Origin of the sequence: Microbispora sp. NPDC046933 (assembly GCF_040644635.1) — a bacterium.
Taxonomy (GTDB): domain Bacteria; phylum Actinomycetota; class Actinomycetes; order Streptosporangiales; family Streptosporangiaceae; genus Microbispora.
On sequence record NZ_JBEYWW010000045.1, the window covers coordinates 1 to 22895 of the forward strand.

General features: G+C 68.4%; 18 protein-coding genes. 9 read left to right on the forward strand and 9 right to left on the reverse strand.

Annotated features, from left to right (window positions below):
• Window positions 1–357 (forward strand): FCD domain-containing protein (locus ABZ857_RS38570; protein WP_357053941.1); only part of this gene is annotated, 357 nt, incomplete at its 5' end.
• A 188-nt stretch (window positions 358–545) separates the two neighbouring features.
• Here ABZ857_RS38570 and ABZ857_RS38575 read toward each other — a convergent pair.
• The 4 genes from ABZ857_RS38575 to ABZ857_RS38590 all read right to left on the reverse strand — a co-directional run bounded on the left by ABZ857_RS38575 (window position 546) and on the right by ABZ857_RS38590 (window position 4830).
• Complete coding sequence (locus ABZ857_RS38575) at window positions 546–1715, reverse strand: mandelate racemase/muconate lactonizing enzyme family protein (protein WP_357053944.1); 1170 nt, start codon at window positions 1713–1715, stop codon at window positions 546–548.
• A 25-nt stretch (window positions 1716–1740) separates the two neighbouring features.
• Window positions 1741–2568 carry a carbohydrate ABC transporter permease gene (locus ABZ857_RS38580; RefSeq protein WP_357053947.1) on the reverse strand — a complete coding sequence of 276 codons (828 nt, stop codon included), beginning with the start codon at window positions 2566–2568 and terminating at the stop codon, window positions 1741–1743.
• Window positions 2568–3395 (reverse strand): sugar ABC transporter permease, encoded by an 828-nt coding sequence (locus tag ABZ857_RS38585; RefSeq protein WP_357053950.1) that lies wholly within the window; start codon window positions 3393–3395, stop codon window positions 2568–2570. The genes ABZ857_RS38580 and ABZ857_RS38585 overlap by 1 nt, the downstream gene beginning before the upstream one ends.
• Window positions 3396–3552: 157 nt before the next feature.
• Window positions 3553–4830: an extracellular solute-binding protein gene (locus tag ABZ857_RS38590; RefSeq protein ID WP_357053953.1), complete on the reverse strand. Its 1278-nt coding sequence runs from the start codon at window positions 4828–4830 to the stop codon at window positions 3553–3555.
• Window positions 4831–5050: 220 nt separating this feature from the next.
• Here ABZ857_RS38590 and ABZ857_RS38595 point away from each other — a divergent pair, with 220 nt between their 5' ends.
• From ABZ857_RS38595 to ABZ857_RS38620, 6 genes are all read left to right on the forward strand, one after another.
• On the forward strand, window positions 5051–5740 hold the full coding sequence (locus ABZ857_RS38595) for an FCD domain-containing protein (protein WP_357053955.1): 690 nt from the start codon (window positions 5051–5053) through the stop codon (window positions 5738–5740).
• A 570-nt stretch (window positions 5741–6310) separates the two neighbouring features.
• Entirely contained in the window at window positions 6311–7366 is a 1056-nt protein-coding gene (locus ABZ857_RS38600; protein WP_357053958.1) for an RICIN domain-containing protein, read from the forward strand.
• A 223-nt stretch (window positions 7367–7589) separates the two neighbouring features.
• Window positions 7590–10442: a glycoside hydrolase N-terminal domain-containing protein gene (locus tag ABZ857_RS38605; RefSeq protein ID WP_357053961.1), complete on the forward strand. Its 2853-nt coding sequence runs from the start codon at window positions 7590–7592 to the stop codon at window positions 10440–10442.
• A gap of 296 nt (window positions 10443–10738) precedes the next feature.
• Window positions 10739–11677 (forward strand): copper resistance protein CopC, encoded by a 939-nt coding sequence (locus ABZ857_RS38610; protein WP_357053964.1) that lies wholly within the window; start codon window positions 10739–10741, stop codon window positions 11675–11677.
• A 34-nt stretch (window positions 11678–11711) separates the two neighbouring features.
• Complete coding sequence (locus ABZ857_RS38615) at window positions 11712–12209, forward strand: hypothetical protein (RefSeq protein ID WP_357053967.1); 498 nt, start codon at window positions 11712–11714, stop codon at window positions 12207–12209.
• Window positions 12210–12218: 9 nt separating this feature from the next.
• On the forward strand, window positions 12219–13535 hold the full coding sequence (locus ABZ857_RS38620) for a hypothetical protein (protein WP_357053970.1): 1317 nt from the start codon (window positions 12219–12221) through the stop codon (window positions 13533–13535).
• Window positions 13536–13575: 40 nt separating this feature from the next.
• On the opposite strand, the gene ABZ857_RS38625 is transcribed toward ABZ857_RS38620, so the two are convergent.
• From ABZ857_RS38625 to ABZ857_RS38640, 4 genes are all read right to left on the reverse strand, one after another.
• Window positions 13576–15213, reverse strand: a complete 1638-nt coding sequence (locus ABZ857_RS38625; protein ID WP_357053973.1) for a beta-xylosidase — start codon at window positions 15211–15213, stop codon at window positions 13576–13578.
• Window positions 15214–15268: 55 nt separating this feature from the next.
• Entirely contained in the window at window positions 15269–16210 is a 942-nt protein-coding gene (locus tag ABZ857_RS38630; protein ID WP_357053977.1) for a carbohydrate ABC transporter permease, read from the reverse strand.
• Complete coding sequence (locus ABZ857_RS38635) at window positions 16194–17147, reverse strand: sugar ABC transporter permease (RefSeq protein WP_357053980.1); 954 nt, start codon at window positions 17145–17147, stop codon at window positions 16194–16196. Before ABZ857_RS38635 ends, ABZ857_RS38630 begins: the two co-directional genes overlap by 17 nt.
• Before the next feature lie 117 nt (window positions 17148–17264).
• A complete protein-coding gene (locus ABZ857_RS38640) occupies window positions 17265–18578 on the reverse strand; it encodes a sugar ABC transporter substrate-binding protein (RefSeq protein ID WP_357053983.1) in 1314 nt (437 codons plus the stop codon).
• Between the two features lie 218 nt (window positions 18579–18796).
• Between ABZ857_RS38640 and ABZ857_RS38645 the strand changes: the two genes are divergently transcribed.
• Window positions 18797–19807 (forward strand): LacI family DNA-binding transcriptional regulator, encoded by a 1011-nt coding sequence (locus tag ABZ857_RS38645; protein WP_357053986.1) that lies wholly within the window; start codon window positions 18797–18799, stop codon window positions 19805–19807.
• A 67-nt stretch (window positions 19808–19874) separates the two neighbouring features.
• Here the strand turns inward: ABZ857_RS38645 and ABZ857_RS38650 are convergent, their stop codons facing one another.
• Window positions 19875–20534 carry a substrate-binding domain-containing protein gene (locus ABZ857_RS38650; RefSeq protein ID WP_357053989.1) on the reverse strand — a complete coding sequence of 220 codons (660 nt, stop codon included), beginning with the start codon at window positions 20532–20534 and terminating at the stop codon, window positions 19875–19877.
• Here ABZ857_RS38650 and ABZ857_RS38655 point away from each other — a divergent pair.
• Window positions 20533–22635, forward strand: a complete 2103-nt coding sequence (locus tag ABZ857_RS38655) for a cellulase family glycosylhydrolase (protein WP_357054084.1) — start codon at window positions 20533–20535, stop codon at window positions 22633–22635. The genes ABZ857_RS38650 and ABZ857_RS38655 overlap by 2 nt on opposite strands.
• Window positions 22636–22895: the final 260 nt, after the last annotated feature.

The following is a 22895-nucleotide window of genomic DNA, read 5'->3' on the forward strand; positions in this document are numbered from 1 at the left end:
GCCATCGAAGAAGCCGCCACCGTGTGCCGCCACGGATTCGAAACCGGACGCGAAGACCTGTTCAACGAGGGCGACGACACCTTCCACACCGCCATCGCCACCGCCTCACACAACATGTTCCTCCAGATCGCCGTACGCGAAGCCCGCCGCCTGCAGGCACAATCCAGCCTGATCGGAATGCGCGGCTCGGTAGGCGGCCACGCCGCCAAAGCCGTCGAGGAACACGACGCCATCTACCAGGCCATCCGCGCCGGCGACCCCGAAGCAGCCGCCCACGCCGCCGCCACACACATCGACAACACCCTCGACGACTACCGCAGAGAGATCCAGCAGCGCCTCTTCTCCCCCTCCGGCTGATCCCGGCCGACCGTCGGCCGCCCGGCATCCGGACCGGCCCGACCATCAGAAAAGGCTCAGTGCAACGCCGTACAGGCCGACATCGTCGCCGCCGGCCACCGCTGACTCGCCAGGGCAGCACCATCACCGAACCCGCCCTGATGCCCGCACTCCATGACGACGTGGGGGTGCGCGCTCAAACGCCGGCGTCAGCCGCAGAAGGCGTCGTCCCGACCCGGAGACCGCTCGGTATGACCTCCGGTCACGGCGAGAAGTCGCCGTCCGGCGTGCTCCGGCCGGATGTTGGGGCCCTTGGCGGCCGTGACGTCCGGCCGGCGCGCGAACGTGTCGATCGCCTGCTCGTCGATCGTGATGCCGAGGCCCGGCGTGTCTCCGAGGATGAAGGCGCCGTTCTCGACGTACAGGTCGAGCGACATCCCAACCGGCGGGTACAGGTCCTGCAACTCGCTCGCCATGTGGTTCGGCACCGACGTCGCGGCGTGCAGCAGCGCGACCGGCGTGGTGCCGATCGGGCTGACCGGCAGGTCATGGGCGTGCGCCAGGGCAGACACCCGGAGGAAGTGGGTCACCCCCCAGACCGCGGCCGTCTGGACGATGTCGACTGCTCCCGCGGCCAGCAGCGGCCGGAACTGCTCGAGCCCGGTCAGGTTCTCCCCCGAGGCGACGGAGGCGCGGATCCCGCGGCCGACGACGGCCAGACCTTCGGCGTCCCACCGCCGGACCGGCTCTTCGATCCACGTGAGATCCAAAGTGCGCTCGAGCTCGCAGACGTGCCGGACCGCCTGCTTGCGGGTCCAGGCCTCGTTCACGTCGAGCATCAGGCCCGGCCGCAATCCCTGCCCGGCCTCGGTCAGGACATCCCGTACCAGCGTCAGGCGGTGCCGGTCGCGTTCGATGTCGAGGCCACCCTTGAGCTTGGCCGCCCGCAGACCGTGCTGGGCGTAGACCTGATAGACGGAGACGAGCTCGTCGTCGGTCAGGCCGATGTCGAGTCCCGAGGCGTAGGCGGGAACCCGCCTGTCCCGTCCGCCCAGCAGACGCCAGAGCGGTTCACCGGCCGCCTGTGCCTTGATGTCCCACAGGGCGGTGTCGAGTGCACCGATCGTGCCGAACACGGCGCCCGCGTGCCCCGCCTTGAAGGTCTGCCGCAGCATCCGGTCGTAGAGCGCCGTCACGCCGCGCGGATCCTCGCCCTCGATGGCGGCGAACACGGCGTCGATTTCCACGTGCGGCCCCAGGCCGACGCCGGTGATCCCCTCGTCGGTGTCCACCATGACGATCGGCACCGAGACGACTCCGTCGGGGAAGACACCGTTGGCGTCACCGACGGGACGGCCCCATTCCTGGACCGTCGTCATGGTCCGATACCCCGTGATCCGCATGTCAGCCCTTCGTGGAACCGGCGGTGACGCCGTCGGCGATCTGGCGCTGGAGGAACAGATACAGCATCAGCACGGGTATCGCGGCGATCAGGACTCCCGATGCGAAGGTGGGAATGTCGTCGGAGTACTGTCCGCGCAGTGAGTTGACCCCGATCATGAGGGTCCGATGCTCGGGCGACGGCATCATCAGCAGGGAGATCAGCACATCGTTCCAGCAGAACAGGGTGTCGAGGATTCCTACGGAGAGCAGCGCCGGAACGCCCAGCGGGAGCATGATCCGCCGGTACACCCCGTACACCGTGTTTCCGTCGATCCTGGCCGCGTCGACGATCTCCGCCGGAATGGTCCTGTAGTGGCTCGTCATCAGGAAGACGGTGAACGGGAGGAACTGCGCGACGTAGGCCAGGATCAGTCCCGGGTAGGTGTCGATGAGCCCGCTGTCGGCCATGACCCTGGTGAGCGGCACCATGATCACCTGGAACGGGATGAACAGCCCCGCGAGACAGCCCAGGAAGATCACCGAAGAGCCGCGGAACCGCAGTCGGCTCAGCGCGAAGCCCGCCATCGACCCCACCAGCAGCAGCAGGGCCACGGCGAACGACACGACGATGAACGAGTTGGCGAAGTACCGCGCCATTCCGGCGCCGCCCCACGCCTCGGCGAGGTTGTCCCAGCGCAGGGAATCCGTCGGGGAGAACCGGTCGAGGATGTAGTCGCGCCGGGTCTTCATCGCGACGTTGGCGGTGAAGACGAGAGGATAGATCGTCGCCAGCGCGAGAGCGGCCATCGGAACGGCGGCCACCCACCTGGCCAGACGCATGCCGGGCATCAGTCCTGCCTCCCCGCGCGGCGGAGCAGAGTGATCTGCAGGAGCCCCACCACGAGCATGACGACGAAGAGAACCGTCGAGGCGGCCGAGGCGAGCGCCGGCCGGTTCATCTGGCCCTGCTGGTGCCAGATGTAGTACTCCGGCAGGTAGGTCGATCCCTCCGGTCCCCCGCTGGTCATGACGAAGAGCAGGCCGAACATGGACGTCAGCATCCCGATCATCGTGGTCACGAAGACGAACTGGATGGTGCGCGTCAGACTCGGGATGATCACGTGCCAGATGACCTGGCGGAGCGACGCGCCGTCCACGCGGGCGGCATCCAGAAGCGAGGCGTCGAGGGTGCTGAATCCGGCGAGGAACACCACCAGGGCCATCCCGAACGTCGCCCAGATGTGCACGCCGACAACCGTGAACATGGAGACGCCTGGATCACCGAGCCAGTCGACCGGGCCGACGCCGATCGCCCCGAGGGCGGCGTTCAATGGGCCGTCGAACCCGAGCATGAGGTTGAAGATCGCACCGACGATCACCGGGGAGAGCACAGCCGGAAAGAAGTAGACGCTGCGGTAGACCCGGTGCCCGGGAACGCGCAGATAGATGAAGGTGGCGAGCAGGCCCGGAATCGCCACCGCCACGGGAAGCAGCAGCACCAGCAGCCCGACGTTGCGCAGCGCGGTATGGAACAACGGGTCGCCGGCCAGCTCCAGGTAGTTGCTCAGGCCGACCGGGGTCCCGTTGAGCTCGCCGTCGCCCGTGAAGGAGAAGTTGACCCCCAGGACCAGCGGCCACAGCCGCAGCACCACGATGATCAGTACGGCCGGGGCCACCAGGACGTAGGGAGCGAGACGTTCCGCGCGCGCCCCACGCGAGGCCGGCCGGGTAGCCGCGCCCTCGCGAGGTCCCCGCTGCGTCGTCGTCGCTCCGCCGGCCCGTCCGGAACCTGCCGGGCGGACCAACGGCGACGAGCCTCCGAGCGGCACGCGATCAGCCCGCCCGGTCGGAGGCGGCCAGCTGCTCCACCGCCTTGTCCACCGTGGTCGACCCGCTCAGGAGCTGCTGGGAGAGCCTTCCCATCAGGTCCAGGGTCTTGGATGACAGCGCGACGTGCAGGGCGGGCTTGCCGGATTTGATCTCGGACACGATCGTGGCGACGGCCGGGCCGGCCTGCGAGACGTCGATCGTCGTGTCGGACGCGATCGCACCGGCCTTGGAGTAGAACGCGGTCAAGGCGTCGGTCGAGGTCAGGGATCGCACCAGATCGGCGGCCAGCCCCGGATCCTTCGTCCACTTCGCGACCGCGTAGCCGATGCCGCCGTCGTACGGAAGGCTCGGGGTGGCCCCGTCGGCGACGACGGGGGCCTGCATGACGCCGATCTTGTCGGGCGGCAGGAACTCGCCGAAGTCCTTCCAGTGCCCGATGTCCGACATCAGCCCGATGATGTGGGCGGCCTTACCGGTCTCGAAGACTCTGAAGATGTCGGTGAACATCGCGGTGGAGTTGGCGCCCTTGTTGTTCAGCCCCTTGTCGTTGGCGTCCTTCCACAACTCGAAGATCCGCCTTACGTGGGGAGAGGTCCAGTCGCGCTTCCCGCCGATCCAGTCGTCGTACTCCTGCGGCGTCAGGATGCCGGATCCGAGGCCCGACATGAAGAACTGGATCCCGAAGCCTTCCTTGTTGCCGAGCGCGAAGCACGACGCCCCGGTCGCCTTCTTGATGGCGGCGCAGTCGCCGGCGAACTCGTCCCATGTCCTGGGCGGGTTCGCCGGGTCGAGACCGGCCTTCTCGTAGAGCGCCTTGTTGTAGTAGATCGGGTGTCCCTGCAGGGTCACCGGCGCGGCGTAGATCTTGCCGTCCTTGCTGAACGCGTCCCAGCCCGCCAGCCGGCTCTTGTCCCCGGCCACGTACTGGTCCAGCGGAAGGAGCGCGTCGACCCGGTCGCGGATCTGCCCGCCGCCGTTGAAGAGCATGACGTCGGGCCCCTTGTCGGACTGGATGGCCGTGCCCAGCAGGGTGTAGTACTGGTCGAACGGCTGGGCGACGAACTCGACGGTGACCCCGGGATGCCGCTTGGCGAAGTCGGCCTTCGCCTTCTCGATATACGCCGCCGCGGTCGGTTCACTCGACTTCCAGTCCCAGACCACGAGCTTCTGCTGCTTCTGCTGAGAGTCTCCGGACGGGGACTCCGTCCGTGCCGCGCTCCCGCAGCCGGCCACGGCCAGTCCCGCGACCATCACCGCCGACCACAAGGCCCTCTGCTTCATCGCTGCTCTCACTCTCCGAGAGCGGCCGGCGGACCCGGCCGTGTCCGGCGAAAAGGTAACTCGTATGACGTCTGACGTCAATAGACGTCGCGTATACTGGCGCGGTGGCGCTCCTTGGCCAGGGCCACCGGAGGGGGATATGACGGCATCGCAGGAAACGGCCGGCGGTACCCCGGCGCCACCGGCCTGGGTACGACGCCCGGCCAGCCTCGCCCGAGCGGTGACCGCCGAGCTGGTGGAGCGCATCGTACGCGGCGTGCACCCGCCGGGGACGCCGCTGCCCCCCGAGCCCGCGCTGTGCGAAGCCTTCTCCGTGAGCCGCACCGTCGTCAGGGAGGCCGTGAAAGTCCTGCAGGAGAAGGGGCTGGTACAGGTCCGCCAGGGCGCCGGCACGATGGTGACCCCGCCCGCGATGTGGGACATGCTCGACGAGCTCGTCCTCGCCGCGACCATCGCCGAGGACGAGAGCCTGGCGATTCTCGACGACCTCGTCGTGACGCGGCGTGTGCTCGAGTCCGACATGGCGAACGTCGCCGCCCGCCTGGCCGGGCCGGACACGGTCGAGCGGTTGCGCGCGCTGGTGGACCAGATGGACGAGCTCGTGGACGACCACGTCACGTACGCGGACAGCGATCGCGCCTTCCACGACACGATCATGCAGGCGTCGGGAAACCGCATCGCCCGAGGCGTCGTGCGGGCACTGGAGAGCCAGGTCGTGAACACCGCCCGCTACACGGGCCGGACCGAGCGAGCCCTGTGCGTGGCGTCGAACCTGGGCCACCGGCGCATCTACGAACGCATCGCCGCCCACGATCCCGAGGGCGCCGCCGAGGCGATGTTCAATCACATCACCGAGGCCTGGCTCGTCCGCCGCAGCGGACCGGCTGATCCCGTACGGCTGCGGCGTTAGGTCGCTAGTGGCCACCCCGCCCGGGCAGGGGCGGGGCGGCCGCCTGGCCTGACCACCCGTTCGCGTCCTCCGGAACGATTCGATCGCCGGGCGGTGAAAGTTTCATCGCGGCACGTCGGTGGTGACCACAGGCGCTTCCCTGGTCAGACGCGGGAGCGACGGTTCGTCCCGAGCAAGGGCCCCGCCGCGTCGGAAAGACCCGGTCTTGACAAATCTTGTCACGGTCATATTTGCTCCGCTGCACCATCGGCTCCAGCCTCCCGGAAGAAAGGAGATTCGATCACGGTTCGCCATGTGAGCGCTAACATGCCCTGCCGCGACCGGCCTGTCCCTGTGCGCCGGGCCGACGGGTTTCGATAGGCGGACCGCACGCCTGGTCGATCCGGATATTCACCGAGTCGGCGACCAGAAAAAGCCGGGACGACTGACGCGGTCACCCAGAAAAGGTGCAGGCAAGAATGGCTTCCCACCTACATGTGTCACCACGGGAACGGCAAAGGAACTTGCGTGATGTCGAGGCATAGGTCCCTCTTCACCGCTGTCGCGACTGCGGCATTGCTCGTTCTGGCTATGGCGCAGACGGCGCTGGGCGACAGCGCGACCACGTCGCCCGCCGGGAAGAGCGCCCTCGCTGCCACCGCGGGATGCGGCAAGACTCCGACGCTGAGAAGCGGTACGCAGTCGATTTCGACCAGCGGGAAAAACCGCAGCTACATCCTGAGAATTCCCGACGGCTACAACAACACCACGCCCTACCGGTTGATTTTCGGGTTCCACTGGAACGGCGGCACCGCGAACGATGTCGACTCGGGCGGAACCAGTGGGTACCCCTGGTCCTATTACGGGCTCAGGGCATTGTCGAACGACACGTCGATCTTCGTCGCGCCGCAGGGTGTCAACAACGGCTGGGCCAATTCCGGCGGTGAGGACATCACTTTCGTCGACGACATGATCCGGCGCATCGAGGCGGACCTCTGCGTCGACACCACGCAGCGCTTCGCCATGGGTTTCAGCCACGGCGGCGGCATGAGTTACGCGCTCGCCTGTTCCCGGTCGACGGTCTTCCGCGCGGTGGCGGTCTACTCCGGCGCACAGCTCAGCGGATGCAGCGGCGGCACCCAGCCCATCGCGTACATCGGGCTGCACGGCCTTAGGGACCCGGTGCTCAACATCTCTCTGGGGCGAGGGCTGCGTGACACGTTCGTCAGGAACAACGGCTGCACGCCGCAGAACCCGCCGGAGCCGGCGCAGGGCAGCCTGACGCAGATCGTCACCTACTACTCGGGGTGCCGGGCCCGGTATCCGGTCGCATGGGCGGCGTTCGACGCGGGTCACACGCCCAATCCGGTGGACGGGAAGTCCGGCGACTACGAACCCGGCGAGAAATCCTGGACCAGGGAAGTGGTGTGGAATTTCTTCACGCAGTTCGGAGGCGGCAACCCGCCGGCCTCACCCTCTCCCTCGCCGACGGCTTCTCCTACCGGCCATCCGCCGGCGACGAGCGCATTGAAGGGTGTGGCGTCGGGGCGGTGCCTGGACGTCAACGGCGCATCCCAGGCCAACGGCGCCCAGGCGCAGATCTGGGACTGCAACGGCCAGCCCAACCAGAAATGGACCCGCACCTGACCCCCGATCCCTTACGGAGCGGCCCGAGCCGTCCCGCGCGGGCGAGAGCCTCACACGAGCCGGTCCGCCCGAAACCCGCGCGGACCGGCTCGCCTTTTCCAAGTGCCACACGGCGGGGCGCCGCCTCAAGCGTCCCGCCCATCCGCCGCCATGCCTCGTCGGTGCCGGCCTCGTGGTCGTACCGGACGAAGACCGCCCGCACCCATGCGTTTGGAGAACCTCAATGGCTGATGTATCGCGAAGGCAACTGCTGAGACTCGGTGCGATCGGCGCCGGAGCCGCGATGCTGCCGGTGCAGTGGACGGCCACTGCGCGGGCCGCGTCGGCGCCGCCGCCGGAAGTACGCGCCGCCAACGATCTGGCGCTGTGGTACGACGGGAGCGCCGGCACGGACTGGCTGCGTGCGCTTCCGATCGGTAACGGCCGCCTGGGTGCCATGGTGTTCGGCAACGTCGACACCGAGCGGCTGCAGCTCAACGAGGACACCATCTGGGCCGGGGGGCCCTACGACCAGAGCAACACGAGGGGCGCGGCGGCGCTGGGGCAGATCCGGCAGCTGGTCTTCCAGAACCAGTGGAGCCAGGCCCAGAGCCTGATCGACCAGAACATGCTGGGCAATCCCTCCGCTCAGCTGGCATACCAGACCGTAGGCAATCTGCGGCTGACCTTCGGCAGCGCCGGCGGCGTGTCGGAGTACACCCGGTTCCTGGATCTGACCACGGCCACCACGACGACGTCGTACCTGCAGAACGGCGTCCGGTATCGGCGAGAGGTGCTCGCGAGCGCGCCGGACCAGGTGATCGCCCTGCGCCTGACCGCCGACAAGCCCGGGTCCATCACGTTCTCCGCGACGTTCGACAGTCCCCAGCGGACCACGCGTTCCAGCACGGACGGCGCGACGGTGGCGCTCGACGGCGTCTCCGGCGACCAGCGAGGTCTGTCGGGCAAGGTCAAGTTCCTGGCGCTGGCCCGGGCCGTCGCCGACGGCGGCAGCGTCAGCAGCTCCGGCGGCACCCTCCAGGTGCGGGGCGCCAACAGTGTGACCGTGCTGATCTCCATCGGCTCCAGCTACGTGAACTACAAGGACGTCAGCGGCGACTACCAGGGCATCGCGCGGCGCCATCTCGACGCCGTCAACGGCAGGACGTACGACGACCTGCGCGCCCGGCACGTGGCCGACTACCAGCGGCTGTTCGGGCGCACGACGCTCGATCTCGGCCGCACCTCGGCGGCCGACCAGCCGACCGACGTACGGATCGCGCAGCACGCCACCACCAACGACCCGCAGTTCTCGGCGCTGCTGTTCCAGTTCGGCCGCTACCTGCTGATCTCCTCCTCGCGACCGGGCACCCAGCCGGCCAACCTGCAGGGCATCTGGAACGACTCGCTGACACCGTCGTGGGACTCGAAGTACACCCTCAACGCCAACCTGCCGATGAACTACTGGCCGGCCGACACGACGAACCTGTCGGAGTGCTACGAGCCGGTGTTCCGGATGATCAACGACCTCACGGTCACCGGCGCCCGCACGGCCCGCGTTCAGTACAACGCCGGGGGCTGGGTGACCCACCACAACACCGACGGGTGGCGGGGCTCGTCGGTCGTCGACGGCGCGACATGGGGCATGTGGCAGACCGGCGGCGCGTGGCTGGCCACCATGATCTGGGACCATTACCTCTTCACCGGCGACCTCGACTTCCTCCGGCAGTACTACCCGGCGATGAAGGGTGCCGCGCAGTTCTTCCTGGAGACTCTCGTACAGGAACCGAACCTGGGGTATCTGGTCACGAACCCGTCGAACTCCCCTGAGCTGACCCACCACTCGGGCGTCAGCGTGTGCGCCGGCCCCACCATGGACAACCAGATCCTGCGTGACCTGTTCAACGGCTGCGCCAAGGCATGCCAGGTGCTCGACGTCGACGCCGACTTCCGTACGCGGGTCCTGGCCGCCCGGGACCGGCTGGCTCCGATGAAGGTCGGGTCGCGCGGCAACATCCAGGAGTGGCTGTACGACTGGATCGAGACCGAGCAGAACCACCGGCACATCTCGCACCTGTACGGCCTGCACCCCAGCAACCAGATCACCAAGCGCGGCACACCCACCCTGTACAACGCGGCGCGGCGGACCCTCGAACTGCGCGGCGACGACGGCACCGGCTGGTCACTCGCCTGGAAGATCAACTACTGGGCCCGGATGGAGGAGGGCAACAGGGCGCGCAACCTGATCGGCCTCCTGGTAAGGACGGACCGGCTCGCGCCGAACATGTTCGACCTGCACCCTCCGTTCCAGATCGACGGCAACTTCGGCGCCACGTCCGGCATCACCGAGATGCTGCTGCAGAGCCACAACGGCGAACTGCACGTGCTGCCCGCACTGCCGACGGCCTGGCCGAACGGGAAGGTGCAGGGCCTCCGGGGACGTGGCGGTTACACGGTGGACGCGACCTGGAGTTCCAACGGGGCCATCGAGATCCTCGTCAAGTTCGACCGCGACGGCACGGTCAACGTACGCAGCCGCATCTTCACCGGGACCTACCAGGTGGTCGACGCCGAGACCGGCGGTGCCGTCACCGTCACCAAGCCCGAGGCCGACGTCATCGCGCTGCCCGGCCAGGCCGGCCGCACCTATCGTCTGACCGGGTCCGGCGGCGGCACCACGCCGTCGACCTACGTGCGGATCGCCAACGTCGCCACCGGTCTGGCGCTGGACAGCGGCGGCAACGTGGCGTCGGGATCGAACCTCAAGCAGTGGAACTGGGACGGCAGCACGAACCTGCAGTGGCAGCTGGTCGACCTCGGCGGCGGGTGGTATCGCATCGTCAACCGCACCAACGGCATGGTGGCCGACAGCTGGGGCAACACCGCCAACGGCGCCAACGCCAGGCAGGCGGCCTGGAACGGCGGCAACAACCAGCAGTGGCGCCTCAACGACCTGGGCAACGGCCGCTACCAGATCGTCAACCGCGGCACCGGGACCGCCCTCGACGGCATGGGCTACACCACCGCCGGCTCCGCCGTCGGCATGTGGACGCCCAACAGCAGCACCAACAACCAATGGACGATCACCGCGGTCTGACCGACATGCGGCGCCCCCTGTCCTCGGGCCCGTGAAACGGTTGAGGACCACCGCAAGGGAGACCTTCCCGCGAATCCTCGGCAGCCTGCCCGGATTCGCGGAAAGGTCCTCGGCCCGCACCTGGCTGCTGGGGAACGTCCTCGATGTCATCGCCGGACTCACTCCACTTCTGTTGCAGCCGCATCAAGTTCTGTTCATTTGTGACGAAAGTCGTTAACCTCGACGCGATCGGTCTCACCGGTCCGAGCCGCATCTCCCCATCCAGGGGCCGTACCTCGTGGAGAGCAGAAGTGACGATGGCGCGCTGGTTGGGCCGGTTGCTTCTGCTGATCGTCGTGGGCGTACTGGCGCTGACCGCCCTGGCGGCGCCCGCTTCCGCCCACGGCCAGCTCGCGATGTCGACACCGGTCAAGGACAGTACGGTGCGCGAGCCGATGGAGTCCCTGTCGCTCTACTTCACCGAGGCTCCCGCCCCGAACGCGTACTTCGCGGTCACCGCTCCCAGCGGCGCCCGGGTCGACCAGCCCTGGACGCACGGTCAGCCCACACGTCTCGACAAGCCGGTCCAGGAGTACAACCTCGTCGACGGGGTGTGGGAACCGAGCGTGTACAACACCGGATTTCCAGCGGTGATCCCCGTCGCCTACTGGCCGGAGCGGGGCGAGTACGTCGTGCGGTATCTGTCGATCGCCTCCGACGGGGAGCCGGTGCGGGGAGAACTGCGGTTCACCTACAAGGGGAAGACCTCGGCGCCGCCCACGGGCTGGCAGGCTCCGGACAACGAGCCCGACTCCATCCTGCTCGCCTCGGCCGAGCCCGGCAGCGGCACCCAGGCCCCGGTGCCCGAGCCCGGGAGCGGCACCCAGGTCCCGGTAGCACAGACCGGTGGCAGCCCGGCGGCGATGGGCCCGGCGGTGCCCCAGGCCGGCGCCAGCCCGGCCGCGGTAACACAGGCAGGCGGCGGTCAGGCCGCGGTTCCCGAAACCGGCGCAACCGGCACGGCCGGCACCGCCGCCCGCACGGCGCAGCCTGCCGACTCCGGCACGGGGTTGTCGGTCTGGCTGGTGCCCGCGGTCCTCGTCGTGGGAGCGGGCGTCCTGGTGGTGCGGGCCGCGCGGCGACCTGCGCCCACCACCCCGGCGGCCCGGCGGTCCCCCGGCCGCCCACAGGCCAAGACGTCCGCACGCGCCCCGGCGTCACGTACTCCACGCCCCAAATCCACCAGGCGACGCTGACTCGTCCCACCCCCCTCAGGAGAGAACCCCCGCTATGACGTTCGCCCCTGCGCGCCTGCGCCCGCTGCTCGCCGCGCTCCCGCTCGGCGCGGCCCTGCTGATGGCCACGTCGGCCTGTGGCGGGTCGAATGCCGCCGCCCCCACCCAGTCGGCCGCCCAGGCATCCACCGAATCGACCGCCCCGGCATCCACCGAATCGACGGCCCCGGCTCCTGCCGAGTCGGCTTCCGCGGTCCCCAGCGAGTCGGCCGCCGCCCCCGCCGACCCGGCCGTGAAGGAGATCACGGTCACCGTCGCCGGTCGGAAGGTCACACCGCCGCCGGGACGGATCGAGGTGACCAAGGGCCAGACAGTGCGGATCACGGTCACCGGCGACACCGCAGACGAGGCGCACCTGCACGGGTACGACAAGGCCGTGAGCCTGCAGCCCGGCACCCCCGCGAGCATCGAGTTCGTCGCCGACCAGACCGGGCTGTTCGAGATGGAGACCCACGAGTCGGGACTGCAGCTGTTCCAGCTCGTCGTGCGTTAGGCCGCGGGAATGCTACTGGCTCACGGCATCGGCGGCCGCCAGGACCTGCCGATCCCGTTCTCGGCGGCGCTGACCGGCGCGGCCCTCGCGCTGCTGGTGTCGTTCGTGGCACTGAGCGCACTGTGGAAACAACCGCGCCTGGGCGGCGACTCTCCTGACGCCCGCTCGTTGCCCGCCGCCATCCAGACGGCGGTGACCGCGCCGGCCTGGCGGTGGATCTGGCGAATCGCCGCTCTCGTCGCCGCGGCCTACTTCTGCATCGGGTTGATCTTCGGTCCCGATCGGGCCGACAACCCCACGGCCGGGGCGTTCTACGTCCTGTTCTGGGTCGGCCTGGTGCCGCTGTCGCTGCTGTTCGGCCCGGTATGGCGCGCCCTGAACCCGCTGCGGACGCTGCACCTGCTGGCCTGCAAGGGACTCGGACTCGACCCCGAGCTCGGCCTGCGCCCACTGCCTGCGGGCGTCGGATACTGGCCCGCCTGCGCCGGCCTGTTCGCCTTCGTCTGGCTGGAACTGGTCGCCCCCGAACGAGCCACCCTGCCGGTCATCGGAGCCTGGCTCGCGGCCTACGCCGCGCTCACACTCGGCGGAGCGGTCGTCTTCGGCTCCCAGTGGTTCGACCACGCCGATCCGTTCGAGGTCTACAGCGACCTCGTCGGCAGGCTCGCCCCCCTGCACAGACGCCGCGACGCCGTCGTGGCCTGGCGCAACTCCCTCGACGGCATGGCCGGGCTACGACCCGCACCGGGACTGACGGCACTGGTGGTCGTGCTCCTGGGCTCCACCATGTACGACAGCCTGTCCAACGCCCCGGTATGGGTGCGCCTCATGCAGGAGAGCGCGGTGCCGGCCCCGGTCACGGGCACCGCCGGCCTGGTCACCGTCATCGCTATGGTGCTCGCGGCGTACCGGACCGCGACCACGCTCGCCGGCCGATGGGGCTCCGCCCAGCCCGGCACGACGGCAGGTGAGATCGCCCACTCGATCGTGCCGATAGCCGTCGGATACGTCATCGCCCACTACTACACCCTGTTCCTCCTGGAAGGGCAGCGGACCATCGCCCTGCTGTCCGACCCGCTGGACACCGGCGCCGACTGGCTCGGCACCGCAGGGTGGACCATCCAGGCGCTCGGCACCACCCCGGCCGGAGTCGCCACCCTCCAGGTCACGGTGATCGTCATCGGTCATGTGCTGGGCACCGTCCTGGCGCACGACCGCGCGCTGGCCCTGTTCCCCCGGCGCACCGCCGTCCTCGGGCAGATTCCCCTGCTCGTGCTGATGGTCGTCTACACCGTCGTGGGCCTGCTCCTCCTGTTCGCCGCCTGAGCGGGAAGGCGAAGGCCGGGAAGGGGAAGGTGCAGTGCGGTCATGCCGACTGCCTGAGCGACATCACCGCCCACGGCGCGAGGTCGACGTCGAGGTCGAGCACTCCGGTGCCGGGCACGGTCAGCGTGAACCTGAGGAGCGAGTCGGCGACTCTGCCCAGGTACTCGCTCTCGGCACGGGACAGGTTGAGGGGGGACCCCAGCCGGTACCAGGCCTCGGCGGCGTTCCCGTGCTCCCAGTCCATGATCTCGACGAGGAACGCGGTGCCCGGCTCCAGTCCGCCGATCGAGTGCCGGATCCTCCGGCTCGGCCCCATCTGGGCCAGCGCGCGCGTCGCCGCGTACGAGTTCCTCGAGCCGACACCCCTCATGGCCATGTCGTCGGGGTAGTTGAAGAACACCGCCGACACGGCCGACGTCCGGCTGTTACGGGTCACGACCCCGTCGGACGTCGCGAGGAGCAGCCGGTCGCCGAGCCGTTCCAGCATCGTGAACGCGTGGAACGTGGGCTTGTGAACGCCGCCCTCGTTCACGAGGCCGAACCCGCCGTGGAACGGCCCGATCCCGGCGCCCCCCTCCTCGAACACGTCCGTGAAGGTCCAGTAGGAGATCGAGTCGGCGAGGGTGGCGCACTTCACATAGGACCGCGTGATGGAGGTCGCCGCGAACAGCGTGTCGTGGATGAAGTCACGGGATGACGGCGACGTCGACCACTCCGTGATGTGGATCTCCGCGTCGGGATACGCGCTGTTGCTCACGAGCTTGCGAAGGAGGGTCAGGTCGTCGAACGTCGCATCGGCGTACCGCGTGATCTGCACCGCCTCGCCGTCGGCGCCGAACGCGAAGTCGGTGGGATAGGTGTGGGTCGAGATGAAGTCGATCGGGAGCTCACGCTCCGCGCACCAGGCGATGAAGTCCTCGATCCAGACCGGGCGCCAGTCGAGCGCGTCCACGTCGGCCGCGGCGGCCGTCTCGTGCGTCGCGGAGCGGTCCTCGACTTCGCCCTTGTAGCGGTCGTCGGGGACGAACACGCTCGTCGCGGGCCCGCCGACCTTCAACGCGGGATCGATCTTCTTGATCGCCGTCACGGTCCGCTCGTAGAGCTCGAAGTACTCCGTTTTCGTCCCGGTCCAGAAGTGGGGAACCAGGTTCGGCTCGTTCCACACCTCGAATCGCCATTCCCGGACCTCGTCGAGGCCGTACCGGCCGATCCAGTGCTCGACCGACCTCGTGACCAGCTCGACCCAGCGCGCCATGTCCTTGGGCGGGCTGCAGTGAGCGCCCCACCAGAACACCGTCTCGGTCACCGTCGCCAGCTCGCGCGGCATGAAGCCCAGCTCGACGAACGGACGGACACCGCGGTCCACGATGAAGTCGAACACCTTGTCCACGTAACTGAACGTGTACACGGGCGCGGCAAGGGGCGCGTCCTGGCCGAAACCGCCGCCGTAGCTCTCCCGGTACACGAACATGTCGTCGTGGAAGACGCCGTGGAAGCGGACGTACCGGAATCCGCATGCGGCGACGACCTCGGCGAACTGCCGTTGCCAGTCCGCGCGCAGCGCCTCGTTCGCCCGTCCGGCGCCGACACACCTGGACCAGACGTGCGGGAACGCACTCTCGTCGCACGACTTACCGTCGATCCTGAACCGGGATTCGGGCACACCGTCGCTCGTCATGTCTCACTCTCTTCTCAGAATCGTTTGCGGTGGGAGCTGGTCGTCTACGCAGCTCTCAGCCCTTGATGGCGCCCAGCGACAAGCCCGACTGCCAGTACCGCTGCAGGCTGAGGAACGCGATGACCAGCGGGACGATCGTCAGCAGCGCGGACGTGATCACGAGATTCTGGACGAGGGCGCCGTTCCCGGCCGACGAGCCCAGCTTGTTCCACTGGTTGATGCCGACGGTCAGCGGATACCAGGCGGGATCCTTGAGCATGATCAACGGCAGGAAGTAGTTGTTCCAGATCGACACGAACGAGAAGAGCAGGACGGTCACGCTCGCCGGCGCGAGCATCGGGAGCGCGATCCGGAGAAAGGTCCTGAGCTCCCCGGCGCCGTCGATCTTCGCGGCCTCCAGCAGGCCGGTCGGCACGGCCTCGGCCGTGAACACCCACATCAGGTACAACCCGAACGGGTTGATGAAGGACGGGACGAGAATCGCCCACGGGGTGTTGGTCAGGCCGAGCCGCGCGAACAGCAGGAACTGCGGGATCGCCAGGGCGATGCCGGGGACCGAGATCGATCCCAGGACGACGAAGAGGAACACCCTCTTGCCCCGGAAGTCGAGCTTCGCCAGGGCGTACCCGCCGAGGGCGGCCAGGAACGTCGACACGGTCGCACCCACGACGACGTAGAGAAGGGTGTTGACCAGCCACCGGGAGAAGATCCCGTCCTGGTAGCGGAACACCTCCACGATGTTGTCCCACAGGGCGAACTCGCGACCGGGCTCGAGCCCGAACGACGACACGAAGTCGGCCTGCGACTTGGTCGCGTTGACGACCAGCCACACGAGCGGCAGCAGGCAGTAGAGGGTGAACAGAGCCGTCATCACGGTGAGGGTCGTGCTCTTCCTGGGATTGTCCACCGTGGGGAGCCGGCGGCCGCGACCGGAATGACGGATCGGCGCGCCGGAGGCCTCCCCGGCCTCGGCCAGCGGGCTACTGATCGGACGCATTCCTCAACCCTCTGATCTGGACGGCGTAGGCGACGGCGATCGTGATCGCCGCCATCACGAGCGCGAGTGCTGCCGCATAGCCCTGCTGGGACCCGGTGAACGCCAGGTTGTACGCGTACAGGTTGGGCGTGTAGAAGGTGGTGACGCCGCTGTTCGCCACCATCGAGGGCAGGATCTGCGGTTCGTTGAACATCTGGAACGTGCCGATGATCGAGAAGATGACCGTGACGACCAGGGATCCGCGCAGTGCCGGCAACTTGATCGCGCGGATGACCTGGAACTCGTTCGCCCCGTCGATGGCGGCGGCCTCGTACAGCTCGCGCGGGACGGCCTTGAGCGCGGCGTAGAAGATGAGCATGTTGAAGCCGGTGAACGCCCACGTCACCATCAGCCCGATGGAGATGAGCGTGGCGCCGGGGGCGAAGGGGTCGATGTCCGTCCCCAGGGCGTCGTTGAGGCTGCCGAACAGGCCATACTTGACGCCGAGCAGGAATCCCCACATGAGTGTCGACACGATCGCCGGCACCGCGTAGGGCAGGAAGATCGTCGCCCGCATGAACCTGGTGCCGTGCACGCGCATGGAGTCCAGCGCGAGCGCCAGCGCCATGGCGAAGATCAGCATGATCGGCACCTGGACGAGAGTGAACCGCAGGACGCGTCCCACCCCGTCCCAGAACTGCGGATCCCGGAACAGCTTCCCGTAGTTGGCGAATCCGACGAACGTGGTGCCCCCGACGAGCCTGTCCTGGAAGAGGCTGAGGTAGGCGGCGTACAGGATGGGCACGATGAACACGAGCGTGAACAGGGCGCCGAAGGGTGCGATGAACGCCAGCCCGACCTGCGCCTTCCGGCGCCTGCCGGCCAGCGCCGGACGCCGTGTCCCATCCGGCGACGCCGTGGCCGAAGGGGTGACGTCGAACCGACGTGCCAGGTCCATGTCCGTGTTCCTTCCGACGTTCCTTCCGACGTTCCTTCCGATCCACCGCGTCGCCCGGGTCGCTTCTTCGCCGGCTGTGGTGAGGTGCCGCACGGCCCCCGCCCCGGTGAGGAAGTGCTAGTCCACCTCGAAGCCCTGCTCGTTGCCGTACTGGACGCAGCGCTGCTTCCACTGTTCGAGGATCCGGGCGAGCAAGACCTTGCCCGTGGTGTAGAACGGCGACGCGATGTCGCCGTAGATCGAGCGCGCCCACTCGAAGAACGGCGGATACTGCCAGCCGCTCCCGACGATCTCCGAGGCCTCCGCCAGCACGGCGCCCACCTTCTGGTCGCCGAAGTACTTGTTGACCTTGCTCTGGAACGCCTCGCTCTCCAGCACCGACGTGTTCGGCACGAAGGCGCCCGCGTCGACGCGGGACGACAGACCGCCGCCGTGCGTGAAGTATTCGAGGAACCTGAACGCCGCGTCCTTGTGCCCGGCCGCGGCCGGGATGCCGAAGGAGCTTCCGCCGTTCTCCGCTCCGACCTTGTCTCCCTGCTTCCACTGCGGCATCAGGGCGACTCTGAAGTCACCGGCGGCCTTCGGCGCGCGCTCGGGCAGCGTCGAGGTCAGCCAGCCGCCCATGGTCTGGGTGGCGAGGGTTCCGTCGTTGAGCGTCCGGTTCCAGTCGTCGGACCACCCCGTGATCTTGGTGTTGACCAGGCCCTCGTCGAGCATCTTCTGCCAGAAGGCCACGGCCTTGGTCGTGCCCTCGTCGGTGAAGTCGATGTGCACCTTGTTGCCGTTCACCGTGAACGGGCGACCACCGGCCTGCCAGATGAGCGACAGCAGGAAGAAGATGTCCCCCGTGTCCTGCGCGATGTAGTGGTCGCCGCCGAGCGCGCGAACCTTCTTGGCGGCCTCGTAGTACTCGTCCCACGTGGCCGGGGCCTTGCCGATGCCGGCCTTCTCGAGAGTGGCGGTGTTGTAGAACATCGCCGACGGTCCGTAGTCGGACGGAAGCGCGTAGACCTTGCCGCCGACCGTCACATCGCTCCACGCGGCCTGGACGTAGTCCTTCTTGAAGTTCTCGGCGCCGAACTCTCCGAGATCGGTGAGCTTGCCGGGAATGGCGAAGTAGGGCACCGCGAAGTACTCGAACATCACGAGGTCGGGTACACCGGAACCGGCCTGGATGGCGTTGTCGAGCGCCTTGTACTCGTCCTGGGACGAGCCCGCGTTGACGACCTCGACCTTGATGTTCGGGTTCGCGGCCTGGAAGCCGGAAACGGCCCGCTCGACCGTGCCGTCCCAGCTCCAGACCGTGAGCTTCACCTGTTCGTCACCGCCGCCGGCCGCGCTGCCGCCGCCTGCGCCGCCCGAGCATGCGGCCAGCGCGACCATCGGCACGAGTGCTGCGGAAAGGAGCCGTACCTTCCGGGAGAGCCACATGGGCCTCTCCTCTCGTCCTGAGGATGGTTTCGAAAAAGTTTCGCAACTTGTTCGGTCCTGCCCGGACAGTAAGGGGCGTATTTGGCGGTGTCAACGGCTGGACAAGAGAGAATGCCGTGGGAGCAAACGGCAGGCAGGGCCCGTGATAGATTTCGAAATAATTTCGAAGCCCGAAGGGAGCCCCGATGCCACGGCGAGGTCGTTCCGAGCGAGCCACCTTGGCGGATGTCGCCCGACTGGCCGGTGTCTCGCCGACGACCGCCTCGAAGGTCCTCAACGGGCGCAGCGACGTGGGACCGAAGACGCGCGCGCTCGTCCTCGGAGTCATGGCCGAGATCGGCTACAAGCCGACGGCGGCGCGTCACGAGCGAACACGGGACCGAACCCTCGTCACCATGCTCGACATCGTGGAGTCCCGTTACGCCGGGACGGTGCTCCAAGGGATACTCGTGGCCGCGACCTCCGCGCAGACCGAGCTCCTCCTTCGCCTGCCGCCCGGCGAGCCGATCAGCACGAGCCGTACGACGGCCCGCGCCTGGGTGGAGGAGCAGAAGGCGTCCGGTGTCGTCGGTATCATCGCGCTCGCCGTCGCCGTGCCCGACTCGGTGCTCCTCGCCGCGGAGGACCTCGAGGTGCCCGTCGTGACGATCGACCCGATCGACACGACGGAATCACGTGTCGTCAGCATCGGCTCCACCAACTGGGCAGGCGGTCGCTCCGCGACCGAGCACGTCATCAGGCTCGGCCACCGCAGGATCGCCTGGGTCGGCGGCCCGCTGGGCTCCGCCCCCTCGGTGGAACGCTTCCACGGATACCAGGCCGCGCTCGACTCGGCCGGCATCACCCCGGACCGCACGCTGATCCGCCATGAGGCGTTCTCCGTCGAGGCGGGACTCCGGCACGGCCGTGACATCCTCACGCTCGACGAGCGGCCGACCGCCGTCGTCGCGGGCAACGACGAGATCGCCGTCGGCGTCCTCGCCGCGGCCAAGGAACTTCACATCACCGTCCCCGGCGAGCTGTCGGTGACCGGGTTCGACGACACGCCGCAGACCGAGTGGACCACGCCCCGGCTCACGTCCGTCCGGCAGCCGCTCGTCGGCATGGGCCGCATGGCCGTCGAGACCGTCCTCGGCATGGCCGACGGCGTCCAGCCCGCCTCGCGGCATCTCCAGCTGGCGACGACCCTCACCGTGCGCGACTCGACGGGCCCCGTCCCGTCGTCCTGATCCGCCCAGGTTCGGACACCGCGTCGCGGGCGGGAACGCCTCGACGCCTCCTGGCTGTCAGCGCACCTCAGATTCTGGGGGGAGCCGTGCTGTCGCGGATGGTGAGCGTGGTGGCGATCTCCAGGCCGACCTGTGGCGGCTGCTCGCCCCGTCCGAGAGCCAGTGCCAGCTCCGTCGCCGCCGCCGCCATCTCGGTGAGCGGCTGGTGGACGGTGGTCATCGGCGGGTCGACCCAGGCCACGACCGGCAGATCATCGAAGCCCACCACGCTCAGGTCGTCCGGGATACGCAGGCCGAGCTCGCGCGCCGCCTTGTAGACGCCCAGCGCCTGCAGGTCGTTCGCGGCGGAAATGGCCGTGGGAGGATCGGGGCGGGTCAGCAGCTCCCGCGCCGCGGCGCAGCCGTCCTCGCGGGTGAGCGGAGAGTGGACGATCAGGCTGGGGTCCACCGGCAGTCCCGCCGCCTCCAGCGCCGAGCCGTAGCCTGCCAGCCGCGCGCGGAAGCACGACACGTCCTCCGGTCCGCCGATCATGGCGATGCGCCGGTGTCCCAGCTCGATCAGGTGGCGGGCCGCGGAGCGGCCTCCCCGCCAGTTGGTGGCGCCGACGAAGGGCACGTCATCGGGCAACTCGGTGGTCGGGTCGAAGACGACGAACGGGATGCCTTTGGCCCTGAGCTGGTCGCGCTCCGCCTCCGACAGTTGCGCCACTCGGCTGCGGGTGAGCATGGTCGTCGGCACCCTGGCCGTGCTGCTGGCGGCGGGGATGACGATGGCCGTCGCCGCCCAGGCGGCCGTGAGCTGCCGCGTGGCGTACGCGGTCTCGGCTCAGCGGCCGGGCGGTTTCACCGCAAATGTGACAGTCACCAACCTCGGTGACCCGGTCGACGGCTGGAAACTTTCCTGGGCGTTCCCCTCGGGCCAGCAGGTCACCCAGGCGTGGAACGCGACGATCACCTCGTCGGGCGCGCGGGTCACCGCGGCGAACGCGAGCTACAACGCGGCCATCGCGGCCAACGGGACGGTCTCCTTCGGCTTCAACGGGTCGTGGTCCGGCAGCAACACCGCACCGGCCGCGTTCACGCTCAACGGCGTCACGTGCAGCGGAGGCACCGGCGCCTCGCCGTCTCCCAGCCCGTCACCCTCAGCCAGCCCGTCGCCCTCAGCCAGTCCGTCGCGGTCCCCATCCCCGTCCCCGTCTGCCAGTCCGTCTTCGTCCCCCTCACCGTCGCCGCAGCCGGGCGACGCGATGGCCACGGTGGCCGCGATGCAACCCGGCTGGAACCTGGGCAATACCTTCGACGCCATCCCCGACGAGACGTCGTGGGGCAACCCGCCGACGACCCAGGCCCTGCTCCACCACGTGCGGTCCCAGGGGTTCAAGAGCATCCGGATCCCGGTGACCTGGAGCAACCACCATGGTCCCGCGCCTGACTACACCATCGACGCCGCCTGGCTGAACCGCATCCGCCAGGTGGTCGACTGGTCCCTGGCCGAGGGCTTCTACGTGATGATCAACCTGCATCACGACTCCTGGCAGTGGATCAACGGGTACCCCGGCGACCGTACGACCGTGATGAACAGGTACACCGCGCTGTGGAGGCAGATCGCCGGCACGTTCCGCGACCATTCGCCGAAGCCGGTGTTCGAGAGCATCAACGAGCCGCAGTTCACCGGCACCTCGGGAGACGACGAGAACTACCAGGTGCTGAACGAGCTCAACACCGAGTTCGTCCACCTCGTGCGCGAGTCCGGGGGCGGCAACGCCACGCGGCTGCTCGTGCTGCCCACCCTGAACACCAACGCCGACCAGGGCCGGCTGGACGCGCTGATGACCACCTTCAACCAGTTGCGCGACCCCAACCTCGCCGCGACCGTGCACTTCTACGGGTGGTGGCCGTTCAGCGTCAACATCGCCGGCGGCACCCGGTACGACACCAACGTCGAGCAGGATCTCGTCGGCAGCTTCGACCGGGTGTACAACACGTTCGTGTCCCACGGGATCCCCGTGATCATCGGAGAATGGGCGCTGCTCAACTACGACCACACCCGGCCCGGGAGCATCGAACGCGGCGAATTCCTGAAGTTCATCGAGGCCGTCGGCTATCACGCCCGCATCCGGAAGCTCACCACAATGCTCTGGGACGCGGGTCAGTTCCTGAACCGCAACGAGCTGCGCTGGCGCGACCAGGGCATTTACGACCTGATGAAGAGCAGCTGGACCACGCGCTCCGGCACGGCCTCGTCCGATCAGGTGTACGTGCCCCGCAGCGGTGCGATCACGAGCAAGACGCTCACGCTCAACCTCAACGGCACTACGTTCCAGGGCCTGCGACAGGGCGACACCAGCCTCGCCGAGGGCGCCGACTACACCGTGTCCGGCGACACGCTGACCCTCACCGCGGCGGCCCTCACCCGGCCGGCCGGGAACCGGGCCTACGGCGTGAACGCCACCATCGAGGCCCGCTTCTCCCAGGGCGCGCCGTGGCCGATCGGCATCATCGCCTCCGACCCGCCGACCCAGGCCGCCGCCACCGGCACGACCAGCTCGTTCGCCATCCCCACCCAGTTCCACGGCGACCAACTCGCGACCATGGAGGCCAGGTACGCCGACGGCAGCCCCGCCGGGCCGGCCAACTGGACCACGTACAAGCAGTTCTGGGACCACTTCCAGCCCGACTACAACGCCAACAGCATCATCCTCAAACCGGACTTCTTCGCCGAAGTCAAGGATGGCCGCGTCACCCTGACCTTCCACTTCTGGAGCGGGGCGAAGACCACCTACTACATCACCAGGTCCGGCACCACGGTGACGGGCGGCACCTCCTGACAAACAATCGAGGAGGAGGGCCGGGTCGCCCGGCCCTCCTCTCACACCACCCCATTTATCCAGCCCCCGCAGCCGTTGCGACAGCTCCGCGCGATGGAAGCAGGCCATCCATCCCTGGCGCGGTGCTCCAGCTGACCGCAGCGCAGGCGCCGTCGAGGCCGATCTCGCGCGCTCCGTCTGAACAGGCGCCGAGCGTGTGCGCCTGCCGAAACGACATCCCTGCAGTCCACACACCTCAGTGAGCCAGCCGCCATAGTGTC

Bases quoted from the DNA above. Each gene is read 5' to 3' on its own strand.
- ABZ857_RS38575 (WP_357053944.1), bottom strand. From the start codon at position 1,715: ATGACGACGGTCCAGGAATGGGGCCGTCCCGTCGGTGACGCCAACGGT.
- ABZ857_RS38580 (WP_357053947.1), bottom strand. From the start codon at position 2,568: ATGCCCGGCATGCGTCTGGCCAGGTGGGTGGCCGCCGTTCCGATGGCC.
- ABZ857_RS38590 (WP_357053953.1), bottom strand. From the start codon at position 4,830: ATGAAGCAGAGGGCCTTGTGGTCGGCGGTGATGGTCGCGGGACTGGCC.
- ABZ857_RS38600 (WP_357053958.1), top strand. From the start codon at position 6,311: ATGGCGCAGACGGCGCTGGGCGACAGCGCGACCACGTCGCCCGCCGGG.
- ABZ857_RS38605 (WP_357053961.1), top strand. From the start codon at position 7,590: ATGGCTGATGTATCGCGAAGGCAACTGCTGAGACTCGGTGCGATCGGC.
- ABZ857_RS38610 (WP_357053964.1), top strand. From the start codon at position 10,739: ATGGCGCGCTGGTTGGGCCGGTTGCTTCTGCTGATCGTCGTGGGCGTA.
- ABZ857_RS38615 (WP_357053967.1), top strand. From the start codon at position 11,712: ATGACGTTCGCCCCTGCGCGCCTGCGCCCGCTGCTCGCCGCGCTCCCG.
- ABZ857_RS38620 (WP_357053970.1), top strand. From the start codon at position 12,219: ATGCTACTGGCTCACGGCATCGGCGGCCGCCAGGACCTGCCGATCCCG.
- ABZ857_RS38625 (WP_357053973.1), bottom strand. From the start codon at position 15,213: ATGACGAGCGACGGTGTGCCCGAATCCCGGTTCAGGATCGACGGTAAG.
- ABZ857_RS38630 (WP_357053977.1), bottom strand. From the start codon at position 16,210: ATGCGTCCGATCAGTAGCCCGCTGGCCGAGGCCGGGGAGGCCTCCGGC.
- ABZ857_RS38635 (WP_357053980.1), bottom strand. From the start codon at position 17,147: ATGGACCTGGCACGTCGGTTCGACGTCACCCCTTCGGCCACGGCGTCG.
- ABZ857_RS38640 (WP_357053983.1), bottom strand. From the start codon at position 18,578: ATGTGGCTCTCCCGGAAGGTACGGCTCCTTTCCGCAGCACTCGTGCCG.
- ABZ857_RS38655 (WP_357054084.1), top strand. From the start codon at position 20,533: ATGGTCGTCGGCACCCTGGCCGTGCTGCTGGCGGCGGGGATGACGATG.
- ABZ857_RS38650 (WP_357053989.1), bottom strand. From the start codon at position 20,534: ATGCTCACCCGCAGCCGAGTGGCGCAACTGTCGGAGGCGGAGCGCGAC.